The organism is Massilia sp. FBCC-B171, assembly GCF_059134155.1.
Window position 1 is genome coordinate 1,170,177 of the sequence record NZ_CP101443.1, and the last position, 13,730, is coordinate 1,183,906.

The following is a 13,730-nucleotide window of genomic DNA, read 5'->3' on the forward strand; positions in this document are numbered from 1 at the left end:
TCAAATATGGAAGCAATAGGCGTTATCGTTTTTCTAGTCTGGACGTATGCGGTCTTTAAGATGGGGCACGCCCAAGGGCGACTGACCGGAGGGCGAGATGGTGCACGCGCCTTGGCACGTCACGCCCAACATTACAGTCTTCAAAACCTTAACGAAATCGAATCTGACGCCGAGACGTTGGATGTGCAGAAGACGCTCTCAAAATTGGATCGCGGCGGTAAGAGCTTCGCTTCTTATGGTTAGGAAAAATACATGAGTGAGCTGAAGAAGAACCAAGGCGACCAGATCCTGCACTATCGCGTTGTACAGACTACCCCGGCAGTTGGTTGGGTAGCTCGTTACAACCCTGATGAGGGTGAGAGAAAGGAAGATAGGGACGCCGCGGTGGTTTGCTTTGCGCTGATCGAGTACAAGGACAAGAACGGCGACGTCCTCACCGAAGTGCACCCAATGGTCGCGACACAATACGGAATCGAGGTTGAGGTTGCGCCGAACTTCGACAAGGTGGTGTATTGGCCCGATCGGCTCGTGAAGGTCGAGCAGCAAATTGGCGACTTGGAAGTAGTAAGAGAACCACCGGACGACGAGCTTGCAGAAGATTTCATCGCAAACGCACGTGACCCTGAGTATGTCGCAAATATTCTTGACCATGCGTCCGAGCTCATGCGCGACGGCGATACCGGAACTGCCCGTGGCCTGGTTCTTTTGATGGCCGGAGCATTCAAAGTACATAAGGACCGGCAAGACGGGCGGCCGTCATTGAATGACGAAGATGACGCGACAAACTAAGAACGCCTAACAAAACCTCTTATTTGCTCAGGTAGCAACAACCTCGTACACTGAGCCGACGTCCATTATCGGCCAGAAGCGGACAGTGCACGGAAAGACAAACTCATCATTTGGTTGAGAAAAATCGTCATTCATCAGTATCTGAAACTGTTCAAAAATGTGTGCTCACCTCAGAGGGTGTGATGCCTCGACGCGACGAAAAAATTTGTAAGCTGAATGACCAGGAGTGGCTAAAGTGCGAGGCGTTGCGTCTCTACCATTCCGATAATGGTGGGCGCACGTGGGAGTTGCTACCAGACAGCCGCACCGTATGGACACGCATTGCACAAGCGACGTGCGAATGGCCTGCAATTCCCAATGCATTTGGCTGGCGGCAGAAGCAGATCACCATCGCGCACAGTGACTTTCATGAAGATGGATCGCCGAACTTTAGATACCTGAGCGTCTTCGATCGACATAAGCAAAGATGGTCAACGAAATCGGTCGGCATGGTGTCCGACTATGAAGAGCAATGGTGGTTGAGCTTTCAGTTCGATAAGTTTGTAAACGTCTAGGCAAGCGGGTTCGCTTTGGGTCGGAAGCAGATGCGCCCGGTAGGTCCGCAAACGGCCAAAAGCGGGCGTAGGGGCGCAAGGTGCTCCTCTTAACGTTGGGAAGATCGGATACGCATGACGATACGAGATCGATTGATCGACGCTAAGTTACTTTTGGATAACGGACGCATGACCGGGGCTTGGATTCAAGTGTTGATCGCGGCTGCCGCCACATCTAGAAGCCGGTACCCAAACAAGAAGGACGGTGAGGCGTTTCGCGCATTCATCAAAGAAGTCACGCCAACGATCCTATACGGAAGCGATGCAATGGCCAGCCCAGGAATAACTGTGATATTGAATGCAGATTCTTCGTCCCCAATCTCCTTCGACCAAGTGCTTTACAAGCAACTCCGCTGCACATTGCTTCACGAGGGGAAGATGCCAGAAGAGATTATTTTTTCTGAGGCTAGGATGGTTGATGAGAGGTTAGTATCGGACTTCATCGGGGGGGTACCGCTAACGCTGCCTGGTACATGGGTGTTGAACCTTGCGAAGGCGGTAGCACATGCGCCAGAGAACTTTGCAACGTGTGGCGATCTCATGGCTTGACACTATTGGCTATCGTTTCACTGCGAGATGTCCGGCCTGGGTCGGAAGCAGACCTGTTCGCAACGGTCACAAACAGGTTGCTGATCTCAACAGCTGTCTTGATGAATCGTCAACGTGCTTTGTCTACAGCAGTTGGGGCGGTATCGTAGTCAAACGAGTCTACCTCTGCGGCAATTGCTGCCCAAAATTGTTCGCGCTCTGCCGAGCTAGAGGGAAGGTATGCGTACGCGAACAGCGAGAGAGGATGTACACCGATTACCTTCGCGATTTCATCGATCTTTGTAATCGTAGGCGCTTTGATCCCACGTTCCAAGCTGCTGAGATAGGTTCTACTGGACACAACTGAGAAGTCTTCTTGAGTCAGTTGACGACTCTTCCGTGCTTTCTGCAATCCAGCTCCGAAACGTTTGAGCAACATCACAAGTACCTCCGCACAAAAGGTACGATGTACTCATGACGAACACTTTAGGGCTACAATCTATAGTGTTCATCGTCGAATTCTGGAGAAGCAGATGATCACGACGTATGCGGCGGATGAGGCAGCGATGTTCTCGATGGACCCTGGATTTGTGACCTGGCGAACCGCAACCCTCACTTTGGGAATGTTGTATGTCTTCGTCAACTACGGCCAGAAGGAGGGACGTAGCCGGTGTTTGTCAACGTAGTTGTCGCGTCATCTCACGCAACCTGCTTTGATTCTTCTGGCCGAATCCGTTCCGGATTCAACCAGACATGATCGTCCAGATTCCAGTTTCTGACACCCCGCGACCAGCGCTGCGGATGGCGGCTTCTGGCCTGTCGATACACTTGTTCGCGATGTTCCAGGATCGCTCCGGCTTGACCACCGTGGCGCTGTGCCGGCGTCACGAATTTCAGGCCGCTGTGCTTATGATCCTGGTTGTACCAGCGCACAAATTTCTGCGTCCATGCGCGTGCGTCCTCCAGCGTCTGGAACGGCTTACTTGGGTAATCCGGGCGATATTTGCAGGTTCTGAACAGCGACTCGGCGAACGCATTGTCGTTACTCACGCGGGGCCTGCTGAAGGACGGTGCAACGCCTAACTGTTCCAACGTGGCCAGCATTGTCGAACCCTTCATTGCGCTGCCGTTGTCCGAGTGCAGAACCAGCGGCCGGCCCGCCAGGCCTTCGGCCAAGCTGGCCCGGCGCATCAGCCGCGCTGCCGACTCTGCCGATTCCGCCTCATGGACTTCGTGACCGACGATTTTCCGGCTGTAGATGTCGAGCACCATGTACCAGTAGTGGTACTTGCCCTTGATCGCGGCCGGCAGCCACGTGATATCCCAACTCCAAACCTGGTTCGGCGCCACGGCGCAATGGCTTGTGAGCACGCGAGCACTTGGCTTCTTTGCCTTGCCGCGATGCTGCTGCTGCGAAGCCGCCTTCAACACGCGGTAGAAACTCGATTCCGATGCCATATAAACGCCGCGATCGGCCAGCGTCGGTACGATCTGGCTTGGCGGCAGGCTGGCGAACTCCTCGCTGTTGGCGACAGCGAGAATCTCGGCCCGTTCGTCCTCACTGAGCTTGTGGGCAGGCTCTGGCCGCGCACTCGTCGGGCGGCTGTCGGCAGCTACAGCAGCGTCGCCGTCGCGCACCCACCGCTGAAACGTACGCAGGGTAATGCCGAGCTCCTGGCAAGCCGGTGACAACCGACTACCTGCTGCCTCTGCTTCGCGGATCAACGCAACACACGACAGGCGATCTGGGACGCTGATCAGTCTTCCTCTTTGTCCCCCCAGATCGCCTGGGCTTTTTTTCGCAGGATCAGCAGCGCTGCCGCCTCGGCCAAGGCCTTCTCCTTGCGCTGCAAGTCCCTCTCCAGCTGCTTGATGCGTTTCTTGTCTTCCTTCGATTGCGTCTGCTGACCGCGCACCTGCTGCGCCACGTTCACGTTAGCCGCCATGCACGCAGCCCGCCACGTGGCGATCTGCTCTGCGAAAAGCCCCTTGCGGCGGCAATACTCCGACAGCTCGCTTTCGTTCAGCGCTGCTGTTTCGAGCACCACCGCGAACTTGTCCTCCGAAGTCCATTCCTCAGCATTTTTCCCACTACCTGGCACCGGCGTTCCTTGATTACGAAGTTGACGGCGCCAAGTATAAAGCGTCTGCTCGGTGATCCCACTCTCACGGGCCAGTTCCGACACCACCCGGTTCTGGGGCGGCATCATCTGCCGTAGTAACGCTTCTTTTCGTTCTGCTGAATACTGAATCGCCACGAGTTTACTAGACACTCGCGAGCCGCTTGAAATACTGCTTTTCATACTCGACCGGCGACAAATTATTGCTGAAGCTGTGCCGGCGCTTCGGATTGTAAAACATCTCGATGTAATCGAAGACATCCGTCCTTGCATCTTGCCGGGTGCCGTAAGTTTTGCGTCGGATTCGCTCCCGTTTCAAGAGCTGGAAGAAGCTCTCGGCAACGGCGTTATCGTGACAGTTCCCGCGTCGGCTCATGCTTTGCTGCAGATTGTGCTGGTCCAGAAAGTCGCGCCAGTCGTAGCTGCTGAATTGGCTGCCCTGATCGGAATGTACCATCACCGTATTCTTGGGTTGCCGCCGCCAGAGCGCCATCAAGAGCGCATTCATCGCCAGCTCGCGATCGATGCGTGAACTCATCGACCAGCCGACCACCTGACGCGAAAACAGGTCCAGTACAACGGCCAGATAGAGCCAGCCCTCGTAGGTACGGATGTACGTAATGTCCGTCACCCAGACGCGGTTGGGTTCCTGCACGTCAAATTGACGCTGAAGATGATTGGGCGCCACCAGCGAAGGCGCACCGCCGCGCTTGTATTTGCGCTTGGCGTAGCCGGTTTGTGAACGAATCCCGGCCGACCTCATGAGTCGGTGGACACGATTGACGCCGCATTGTTCACCGAGCTCGCGCAGATCGTCGCTGACTTTGCGGTAGCCGTACACGCTGCCGCTTTCCAGCCAGGACTCCTTGATGGGAACCAGGAGGCGCTTGTCTTCTTTGGCTCGTTTGCTTTCAGGGTTAAGGCGCCAGGCATAGAAACCGCTCGGATGCACCTCAAGCACTTTGCACAGCCGGCGCACCGGGAATTGGTCCTGTAACTGAGCAATTAAGGTGTACCTTACCCGGACGTCTTGGCAAAGTACACCGCGGCCTTTTTCAATATGTCACGCTCCTCCGTAACGCGCTTGAGCTCGGCCTTCAGGCGCCGCATCTCGTCTGACTGAGCATCGACAGCCTTGCGCTCCGCCTCGGGCACGCCGTAGCGCTTTGTCCAGGCGTACAGGCTATGGATGCTGATCCCGAGCCGCGCCGCTACTTCGCTCGCCGGGTGACCGCCCTGCGCCACCTGCTTGACCGCTGCAATCTTGAATTCTTCTGTGTACCGCTTACCGCTCATATCTTCTCCTTGTGCCCGATATTATGGCTCAGGAGTGTCTACGATAGTCGTGGCGATTCATACTGCTTCACACGCTCTCTCTTGCCCGTCCCCGGTATGGCTTTACTTCATCAAGTGACGCGACAACTATTCTGACACCGGGGGTAGCTGGATTTACCAGACTTCAATCCTCTGGGATAGCCGTGATGTGCTAGATTTTTGCCTCCGTTTCAAAAATAACCGAACCGCAAAAATCGTTGACATCTCCCTACTAGAACCTTTCCGAAGGGACAAGGTTTATACATGGCGCTGGACAAAAGTTCTGGAAATTCGCTCGTACGAAGAGGATTCTGTTGAGCATCCGGTCTACATCACCGATGCTGGTGAAACAGTAGGACTAACGCCAGAAGAGTCAAAGCAAAAAATGAAGCTGATATACAAGGCCCGACGTATCGGGCCTAAGGCGCTGTGAGTCGCTAACCGGGTCGTTTCCATGTGCCGAACATGTGGATCTCCTCAAGATGATGCTGTGCCCACGACGGGCGCTATACCTGAGGAGTTAGCGCGAGATGCCCGAGCGTGGTTGCAACGACCACCCGACCATAAGCCGCAAAGCGGCTAGTCGATCAGCCTGAGAGCCTGCTTCGGCGGCGTAGTCAGCTGATCGAAGACGACCTGATATGCTGCCCCACCCGAGCTATGGGCGTCTTCGAGGAAGCCGCAAAGGCGCAGGCGAACAAGAAACATTCGTACCGCGACCGCCGCTAAGCTCTTGCCGTTTCGGGCCACACTGAACCTGCCGATGACCCATTCAACGATCACATCGGCCTCAATAAATGTACGGTGGACCGCTTTGCCGCGGAGGAACCGTGCAAAGATGGCCCCCTGCCAAATGTGATCGGGCTCCGCGATCATGGCGGGGTGTTTAGGGTTGGCGCTCAAGAAGTCCGGCCATGCACCACTGATGCCCAGTGATTCTCGAACCAGTCGCTCCTTTTCCTCCGTGGGGAGCCGGCGGTAACGGGCATTCGCTTCTTCAATCTCCGCATGCGCCGCCAGGATCCGCTCGCGCTTCGAAGCTGCCTGGCTCCTCTTCAATTCGAGCTCTTCGTCATGCTGACGGTCTATTTCGTCCGCCTCGGCGTCGACCTGGCCTTGAAGCTGCGCGCGGGTGCTCGCTTCGCCTGGATAAAACAGCCAGTCCTTGAAAAAGACGTCCTCCAGCACCCGCTGGCGTATCGTCTCCAGGTCGGTGTCGGAGGCAAGGCCTGACAGGTTCACTTCAAGCGCCGGCATTCCCAGGGCTTCGAGCTTCCTCCTCTTCTCTCGGTCGACCGCATGGGTAAAGTACATCTCCACCAGGATGCGTCGCTCGCCGCGGTACCCGACGACGTCAGGCCGCACGCCGGCCGCCCCCTCCCAAACCTCGCTGCAGGAATGATCGAAGCGGATAACGCGGTCGGGGGAGAGGATGATGCTCTTGGCATGGAGCAGACCGGTTTTCAGGCGCCTCTCAGCCGAAATGGCAACCATTGGCGTGCGGAGATAGTTCGCTTCCAACAGGATCTGTTTGGCCGCCGCATGAATTGCAGACTCGATACAGGACTCAGAGCCCGTTGCGATGTGGTGCGCGAAGTGCCATGAGACCTTGTCGCCCTTTTTCGCAATGAGGACAGCGCCGCACGCTACACACGTGCAGCCGCACGCCAGGCCCGATTCGACGTCGGCCGGTGCATACATGCGCCCGTTCTTGAGTCCAAACGGGGTTCGGTGATTAGATTTCGTGGCGATGTTGACTTCCTCGTGCCGCTGGCGCCGGAGTGCTATCGACGCGTCGCTGCAAGCATGTAATTAGTCTCGACCGCGTCTGGCGGCCCTGCTAATGGGTACCAGTTAGGTGCAAGCAAAGCTTGATGCGCAACTCGCCTGTCCGGCCAGCCGGGAGATTGCGATAATACCAACAATTGTTGTGTATCGATATATAATCCGCTTGACACTGCCCATCCCGGACGGTTCTACCTATCTCTCCTACGGCTTATATGATTAATCGGATTCTCGCGGGCGCCGCCTTCAGTCTCACTGCCGTTGCTGCGCAAGCAACCCCCATTCGTGTGGAATTCGAGACGAACATCAGCACTGCTTTCGATTACGTGACGAAGGCTACGGTCCCGGTGACACCAATCACCGGAAAGTTCGCAATCGAATTTGACGACGCGAATCCACAGTGGGGAAGCGATGAATTGGGGCCGTACTTCCAGTTTGGTACGGGCTGGATTAGCACACCTGTTACGGGGAGCATACCCTTCGCTCCGTTCTTTGATGAAAACATTTGGTCGACACCGGTGTTTGTCAACGTAGTTGTCGCGTCATCTCACGCAACCTGCTTTGATTCTTCTGGCCGAATCCGTTCCGGATTCAACCAGACATGATCGTCCAGATTCCAGTTTCTGACACCCCGCGACCAGCGCTGCGGATGGCGGCTTCTGGCCTGTCGATACACTTGTTCGCGATGTTCCAGGATCGCTCCGGCTTGACCACCGTGGCGCTGTGCCGGCGTCACGAATTTCAGGCCGCTGTGCTTATGATCCTGGTTGTACCAGCGCACGAATTTCTGCGTCCATGCGCGTGCGTCCTCCAGCGTCTGGAACGGCTTACTTGGGTAATCCGGGCGATATTTGCAGGTTCTGAACAGCGACTCGGCGAACGCATTGTCGTTACTCACGCGGGGCCTGCTGAACGACGGTGCAACGCCTAACTGTTCCAACGTGGCCAGCATTGTCGAACCCTTCATTGCGCTGCCGTTGTCCGAGTGCAGAACCAGCGGCCGGCCCGCCAGGCCTTCGGCCAAGCTGGCCCGGCGCATCAGCCGCGCTGCCGACTCTGCCGATTCCGCCTCATGGACTTCGTGACCGACGATTTTCCGGCTGTAGATGTCGAGCACCATGTACCAGTAGTGGTACTTGCCCTTGATCGCGGCCGGCAGCCACGTGATATCCCAACTCCAAACCTGGTTCGGCGCCACGGCGCAATGGCTTGTGAGCACGCGAGCACTTGGCTTCTTTGCCTTGCCGCGATGCTGCTGCTGCGAAGCCGCCTTCAACACGCGGTAGAAACTCGATTCCGATGCCATATAAACGCCGCGATCGGCCAGCGTCGGTACGATCTGGCTTGGCGGCAGGCTGGCGAACTCCTCGCTGTTGGCGACAGCGAGAATCTCGGCCCGTTCGTCCTCACTGAGCTTGTGGGCAGGCTCTGGCCGCGCACTCGTCGGGCGGCTGTCGGCAGCTACAGCAGCGTCGCCGTCGCGCACCCACCGCTGAAACGTACGCAGGGTAATGCCGAGCTCCTGGCAAGCCGGTGACAACCGACTACCTGCTGCCTCTGCTTCGCGGATCAACGCAACACACGACAGGCGATCTGGGACGCTGATCAGTCTTCCTCTTTGTCCCCCCAGATCGCCTGGGCTTTTTTTCGCAGGATCAGCAGCGCTGCCGCCTCGGCCAAGGCCTTCTCCTTGCGCTGCAAGTCCCTCTCCAGCTGCTTGATGCGTTTCTTGTCTTCCTTCGATTGCGTCTGCTGACCGCGCACCTGCTGCGCCACGTTCACGTTAGCCGCCATGCACGCAGCCCGCCACGTGGCGATCTGCTCTGCGAAAAGCCCCTTGCGGCGGCAATACTCCGACAGCTCGCTTTCGTTCAGCGCTGCTGTTTCGAGCACCACCGCGAACTTGTCCTCCGAAGTCCATTCCTCAGCATTTTTCCCACTACCTGGCACCGGCGTTCCTTGATTACGAAGTTGACGGCGCCAAGTATAAAGCGTCTGCTCGGTGATCCCACTCTCACGGGCCAGTTCCGACACCACCCGGTTCTGGGGCGGCATCATCTGCCGTAGTAACGCTTCTTTTCGTTCTGCTGAATACTGCTTCACACGCTCTCTCTTGCCCGTCCCCGGTATGGCTTTACTTCATCAAGTGACGCGACAACTATTCTGACACCGGGGGACACCTTCCTGGTTCACGCTCGGCACGGGCAGCATCAGCGATGCCCGAGGTGCATACGGGTATGGCCCTGGCTATGCTGATCAGAACTTCGGCTTCGTGCAAAGGATGAGCAGCTCCGGATTCGACGAGAACGGGCGCTACCGCAGGGACTACACCCTTAGCATTGATTTTCGGAGAGTCTCCCCGATCGAATCGTTCACACCGATGAGTAATATAGACTTCCTGCGCTCATTCGTAGGGAAGGATATCGCTGGCGGTAACTCGACCCTTAGCGAGGGCTACCGTTTCCAGCGCTATTCGGCCGGTGGGCTCGCCCCATATGAGGGACTTCGGTATATGGACGGTGCTCTGAGGGTCACCGCAGTCATCGACCAAACAATCTCAGTTCCAGAGCCGGATAGCATATCAATGGCGCTGCTTGGCCTGGCTGCACTAGTAGTGGTCAGGCGTCGCCGACGTGCTGCGCAAGGAGAAGCCCCAGCTATTTTATGATCTGAGGCGTTCATCGAATTGACACCCTGCATGGCAGCCAACCACCCCTGGCTCTGTTTGTGCCAGCACCTTTTTTGAACTAACCCCTAAAAGTTGGACGGTTAAGAGCGCCCTAACAAGCCTCTCGATTGTCCTAGCAGCAACATCATGCACTGAGGCCTTCTGACGTCTGCTTCCGGCCAGAAGCAGTCATTTAATTGACGCCATTTGTCATCAGCGCAGAGCTCAATTATTTCTCCGCAGTCGGTATATATCCTGGCCAGAATGACCACAACCTGAATATGTCCATGAAGAATTCTTCTTTGCGCGTTGCCCTGTTGGCTCTATTCGCCTTTCATTCCGCCGCTGTGCGGCACCATTGCAGGAGCATCTTGGGCACTGGATGGCCGATCGGAAGTTGCTTGACGGCGCCGTCCTGAAAATCGGGGCAGAGCTTTACAAAAGAGCTGACGGTACGTCATGGGCGAGCGTCTCATCCCCCCACCAGAGGTCTACGACATTCCGGTAAAGAGCATCCACATGGGGCCTGACGAGGCCGCGGTTCTCGACATCACCAATGCAACGCTCAAGCTAACGTGGGTTCACGATCATTTCCTAGGTGAGTGGACGCAAGGACCCACGCTGCCGCTGGAACTGCACGAGGTCACCGCCCTCTCTATGCCGATACGCCCGCAGACGCCGCGCCTTCCGTTTCCGTATAGTGAAGAGTTGGTCGCAGTCCGCAGCAAGGACGGGGTGACGCTTGGCGCGACTCTTACCGTCCCGCGCGCCCCCGCGCACCCGAACGCGGTGGTGCTGATCGCCGGCAGTGGGCCACAGACACGGCACGTGAACATGTTCGGGCATCACATGTTCGACGTACTGGCCAACCACCTCGCACGTCAAGGTGTGGCAGTGCCCCGCTACTACAAACGGGAAGTTGCGCGTTGAACCGGGGGCTATTACGGGCATACGCTCCCGGACCTTGTGGACGATGCCTACGCCGCTGTCAGAGCTCTTGCAAGGCGCAAGCAATTCGCACGCATTTGGATTACTTGGCCACAGCAAAGGCGGACCGTTTGCGGCCGCCGTCGATGCGTGTCATCCGGACGCGGTTGACTTCATTGTGTCGTTGAGCGGTGTGGGGATGTCTGGGTTCGACTTGATGCTGCTGCTGGACCGCCAGTGGGCGCGCGACCATGACGCAGGCACGGAAGAAACAGCGCGGATGATGCTCTATGTCCGGAGATGTTACCAAACCGCACTCGACATGCCCGATGGCGAACCACGCGCTGCAGCGCTCAAGGTCGTAAATGCCGCGCTCACGCCCGAGGATCAAGGACTAATCACTTCATGTAACAATCACTTTGCCTTGCCCGAGAGCGACTCATGCGCACACTAATTCACTCTGCAGGTGTGCAATCGGACTCTCTGCAGACAGCAGCTTCAGAAGAGGTCGAAATCAGCCCAGATGCAGTGATGGTCGGAAGCTTCCGTATCGGAAGTGACGCCTTCGAAAGGATTCCACAACCTCGGATGGTAGCTACCCCTGCGCTCTATGCCGACTTTACGTAACTTGGTATTGAGTGCTGTTGAGCCGATCAGATAGTCAATTTTGTTGTTCTTCAGCCCGGTACCGTAAGTTCCCGGACGGCAATCCGGATAGTCCGAATGTGACTGAATATCCTGCCAGCCGTTATCGAGGAGAGGTCGCACCGCAGGGCTGTCCGGCGTGTCGTTAAGATCGCCCGCAATCAGAACATATCTGCTGATATCCAGTTCGGCCGCACGGGCAATTTCGCGCACCCGTTGTCCCTGGGCCATACGCAGGGCGCGGGCGTTTTCGTCGTTTCCGCCACGTTTGGACTTGAAATGGTTGGCACAAATCACTAGTCGAGTCCCGGAGGGCAGCTCAACGACGTACTCGGGACAATCGCGCGAGAACACCTTTCTACCATCGACGGTGTCGTCGATGTGGCTGCGCATACCCGCCAGTGGAAAGCGGCTCAGAATGCCAACATCAATTCCTCGCAGGTCATTGCCGTCTATAAGCATTGTGTGCGGAAAGGCCTGCCCATACATCGCCCCCAGTACTTGGTCATTAAAACGCTGGAGTGCAAGGCGGTCCTCGACCTCGACACAAACGAGAATGTCTGGCCTGACTTCAGCAATAACACGGCCGGTGTTGACGACAGCCTGCCAGCTGACATCACGTCGTGGTAACTCGAACCACCCGGTCCAGGCGCTGCGGCCTTGGGCGACTACGGTAACAACTCCACTGCGGCGGCCAAATAGGTTTTTCCGGATGCGGTTGAGGATGATCAATGCATTCGCCGGCTGGACTGGGGCGGAAAACCTGTACTTCAGGTCAAGTTCCAGCAGTCTGGCCTTATCCTTTTCGCTATAGGTCGAGTTGGCGATTATGCTGCTGGAAAGCGTGTAGTCGTCCAGCGCCTGCTGTCCGGCCTTATCGCCAAGCGCCATTGCTAAAGGCCGGCTAAACAAATTCTCCAGATTGAAGGATGCTATTCGCATATTGGTTTTCTGAAAAGTAGAATTTTCGTTGCAGCGCGGGCTGAACAGCAAAATTACTCTAATTGCGGAAGTGAAGAAAGCACCGTTTTCCCAGATGGCGTACCAGGAATGTCCTAGCCAAGCCAGAACGATTCCGGTTTTCGACGATACACTTCTCCAAATGCTCAAAGCTTAATTTGTTCTTATGGGAAACTCCCTGCGTTGCGTCCATGCTACAAAAAACCGTGAATCAAAAAGCGGTAGAAGACAGCTGTTCATGTTTTCATAAAAAGTGTAGTATCAAAAAATCCAAAACCGATTGACGTATTTATATCCGCTGGCTGAATTGAGCGCTTGGTACAAGAGGGCCGGCTGATAGTTTCGCTATCGAAATTCTGTCTTTTACTTTCGACTGTCCTCTGATCAGGGAGTATCGACATGGAAAGCGCACAGACTGCAATGCAGAGCGGTGAGCCTGTTCCAGGATTTCCACTCAGGTTTCGGTGGCAGACCGGAATCCTGATGACGCTCATCGACAGACAGGTTGATCTGATCAGGCAGGACATCCTGCGTGCGCGTTCCGAAGGAAGACTGGTCGTTTATCTGAGTTGCCCGATAAGCAGACGCGGAGGAGGACATGACCGGACCAATGTTGAAGTCGCGCATACGACGGCACGGCGGGTGACGACTCAATGGGGCCACAGGTTCTGGCTCCTGAATCCGGCAGCGTATCAGCTCGAATCCCGGGAAGGCACGAGTCTGCTCCAGCAGCACGCAAATGCGTATGCCAGAGAGACCGGTACTGAACCTGTCGACGTAAAAACGCTGAAACCCGAAGGTGGGGACTATATGCGGATGTGGACAAGGGTTCTGGTAGAGGACAATGGTCGCGACGACAGGTCTAATCTGGGCGGCTATTTCGACGCCTACTATTTTCTCGGCCCTTCTGATGTCAAGCACTTTTTCGAGAATTCCGGCGCTACCACGCTAACGTCTGGTGTCGAGGAATACTTCGCGAGCAAATTCACTATTGATCCTGATTTTTCGCGCGACTATTCGCCAGCGGTGGACTCGGGCGGAAGACTTCTCTCAGAAGAAGAGAGGACCAGCGAATGGCGCAGATTACGTCGTGAATTTTTCCGTTATTACACAATCCGTGCGAGCGCATCGTACAGTCGCGGGTCACATGATGAGTGGGAGATTTTGCGACTGCTGAACCAGAAAAGAATGCGTGTTCTCGGAACAGGTGAGCAGATCGCTTCCTATTTCGACGGGCATGCGCTTGCGATGGGTGAAATGGAATTCGAGATATCCAGTGGATACGCTGTTGACTGACAGTATAAAGTCGGCTGGCCGGTCGCAGGGTTAGAAAAAGATATGACAGAAATTAATGCCGCCAGATCTGAACCATTTTTCAACGGCGCCGGGCAACCCGAAAAC

Annotated in this window: 13 protein-coding genes; 7 read left to right on the forward strand and 6 right to left on the reverse strand. The window is 56.0% G+C overall.

The window, feature by feature from the left end; all coding sequences use genetic code 11:
• Positions 1–252: 252 nt before the first annotated feature.
• From NMB41_RS05265 to NMB41_RS05275, 3 genes are all read left to right on the forward strand, one after another.
• Positions 253–789 carry a hypothetical protein gene (locus NMB41_RS05265; protein WP_494381426.1) on the forward strand — a complete coding sequence of 179 codons (537 nt, stop codon included), beginning with the start codon at positions 253–255 and terminating at the stop codon, positions 787–789.
• Positions 790–899: 110 nt separating this feature from the next.
• The gene (locus NMB41_RS05270) at positions 900–1,343 is read left to right on the forward strand and encodes a hypothetical protein (RefSeq protein ID WP_494381427.1); all 444 of its coding nucleotides are present in this window, start codon (positions 900–902) and stop codon (positions 1,341–1,343) included.
• Positions 1,344–1,475: 132 nt separating this feature from the next.
• On the forward strand, positions 1,476–1,931 hold the full coding sequence (locus NMB41_RS05275; protein WP_494381428.1) for an Rv1289 family protein: 456 nt from the start codon (positions 1,476–1,478) through the stop codon (positions 1,929–1,931).
• 109 nt (positions 1,932–2,040) lie between these two features.
• Here NMB41_RS05275 and NMB41_RS05280 read toward each other — a convergent pair whose 3' ends face one another.
• From NMB41_RS05280 to NMB41_RS05300, 5 genes are all read right to left on the reverse strand, one after another.
• Positions 2,041–2,349, reverse strand: a complete 309-nt coding sequence (locus NMB41_RS05280) for a helix-turn-helix domain-containing protein (protein ID WP_494382795.1) — start codon at positions 2,347–2,349, stop codon at positions 2,041–2,043.
• 260 nt (positions 2,350–2,609) lie between these two features.
• Positions 2,610–4,213 (reverse strand): IS3 family transposase gene (locus NMB41_RS05285; RefSeq protein WP_494381429.1). Its coding sequence is split into 2 segments (ribosomal slippage): positions 2,610–3,703 and positions 3,703–4,213, totalling 1,605 coding nucleotides; the frame shifts between segments, so codons are not numbered across the junction.
• A protein-coding gene (locus NMB41_RS05290) for an IS3 family transposase (RefSeq protein WP_494381430.1) occupies positions 4,176–5,326 on the reverse strand; the annotation gives its coding sequence in 2 pieces (ribosomal slippage) (positions 4,176–5,083 and positions 5,083–5,326; 1,152 coding nt in all). Before NMB41_RS05290 ends, NMB41_RS05285 begins: the two co-directional genes overlap by 38 nt.
• Positions 5,327–5,923: 597 nt before the next feature.
• Positions 5,924–7,045 carry a hypothetical protein gene (locus NMB41_RS05295; protein ID WP_494381431.1) on the reverse strand — a complete coding sequence of 374 codons (1,122 nt, stop codon included), beginning with the start codon at positions 7,043–7,045 and terminating at the stop codon, positions 5,924–5,926.
• A 631-nt stretch (positions 7,046–7,676) separates the two neighbouring features.
• Positions 7,677–9,232 (reverse strand): IS3 family transposase gene (locus NMB41_RS05300; RefSeq protein ID WP_494380432.1). Its coding sequence is split into 2 segments (ribosomal slippage): positions 7,677–8,770 and positions 8,770–9,232, totalling 1,557 coding nucleotides; the frame shifts between segments, so codons are not numbered across the junction.
• A 481-nt stretch (positions 9,233–9,713) separates the two neighbouring features.
• On the opposite strand from NMB41_RS05300, the gene NMB41_RS05305 reads away from it, so the two are divergent.
• From NMB41_RS05305 to NMB41_RS05315, 3 genes are all read left to right on the forward strand, one after another.
• Positions 9,714–9,797, forward strand: coding sequence for a hypothetical protein (locus NMB41_RS05305; protein WP_494382796.1), 84 nt, complete (start codon positions 9,714–9,716; stop codon positions 9,795–9,797).
• Between the two features lie 459 nt (positions 9,798–10,256).
• Positions 10,257–10,727: a hypothetical protein gene (locus NMB41_RS05310; protein ID WP_494381432.1), complete on the forward strand. Its 471-nt coding sequence runs from the start codon at positions 10,257–10,259 to the stop codon at positions 10,725–10,727.
• A gap of 43 nt (positions 10,728–10,770) precedes the next feature.
• Positions 10,771–11,178, forward strand: coding sequence for a hypothetical protein (locus NMB41_RS05315; RefSeq protein WP_494381433.1), 408 nt, complete (start codon positions 10,771–10,773; stop codon positions 11,176–11,178).
• A 44-nt stretch (positions 11,179–11,222) separates the two neighbouring features.
• Here NMB41_RS05315 and NMB41_RS05320 read toward each other — a convergent pair whose 3' ends face one another.
• Positions 11,223–12,311, reverse strand: coding sequence for an endonuclease/exonuclease/phosphatase family protein (locus tag NMB41_RS05320; RefSeq protein ID WP_494381434.1), 1,089 nt, complete (start codon positions 12,309–12,311; stop codon positions 11,223–11,225).
• 501 nt (positions 12,312–12,812) lie between these two features.
• Between NMB41_RS05320 and NMB41_RS05325 the strand changes: the two genes are divergently transcribed.
• Complete coding sequence (locus tag NMB41_RS05325; protein WP_494381435.1) at positions 12,813–13,625, forward strand: hypothetical protein; 813 nt, start codon at positions 12,813–12,815, stop codon at positions 13,623–13,625.
• The last annotated feature ends 105 nt before the right edge of the window (positions 13,626–13,730 follow it).

What these genes read in the sequence shown, in the direction of transcription:
- NMB41_RS05295 (WP_494381431.1), bottom strand. Translation starts at nt 7,045, where the DNA reads ATGTATGCACCGGCCGACGTCGAATCGGGCCTGGCGTGCGGCTGCACG.
- NMB41_RS05315 (WP_494381433.1), top strand. Translation starts at nt 10,771, where the DNA reads ATGCCTACGCCGCTGTCAGAGCTCTTGCAAGGCGCAAGCAATTCGCAC.
- NMB41_RS05280 (WP_494382795.1), bottom strand. Translation starts at nt 2,349, where the DNA reads ATGTTGCTCAAACGTTTCGGAGCTGGATTGCAGAAAGCACGGAAGAGT.
- NMB41_RS05305 (WP_494382796.1), top strand. Translation starts at nt 9,714, where the DNA reads ATGGCGCTGCTTGGCCTGGCTGCACTAGTAGTGGTCAGGCGTCGCCGA.
- NMB41_RS05325 (WP_494381435.1), top strand. Translation starts at nt 12,813, where the DNA reads ATGACGCTCATCGACAGACAGGTTGATCTGATCAGGCAGGACATCCTG.
- NMB41_RS05265 (WP_494381426.1), top strand. Translation starts at nt 253, where the DNA reads ATGAGTGAGCTGAAGAAGAACCAAGGCGACCAGATCCTGCACTATCGC.
- NMB41_RS05310 (WP_494381432.1), top strand. Translation starts at nt 10,257, where the DNA reads ATGGGCGAGCGTCTCATCCCCCCACCAGAGGTCTACGACATTCCGGTA.
- NMB41_RS05320 (WP_494381434.1), bottom strand. Translation starts at nt 12,311, where the DNA reads ATGCGAATAGCATCCTTCAATCTGGAGAATTTGTTTAGCCGGCCTTTA.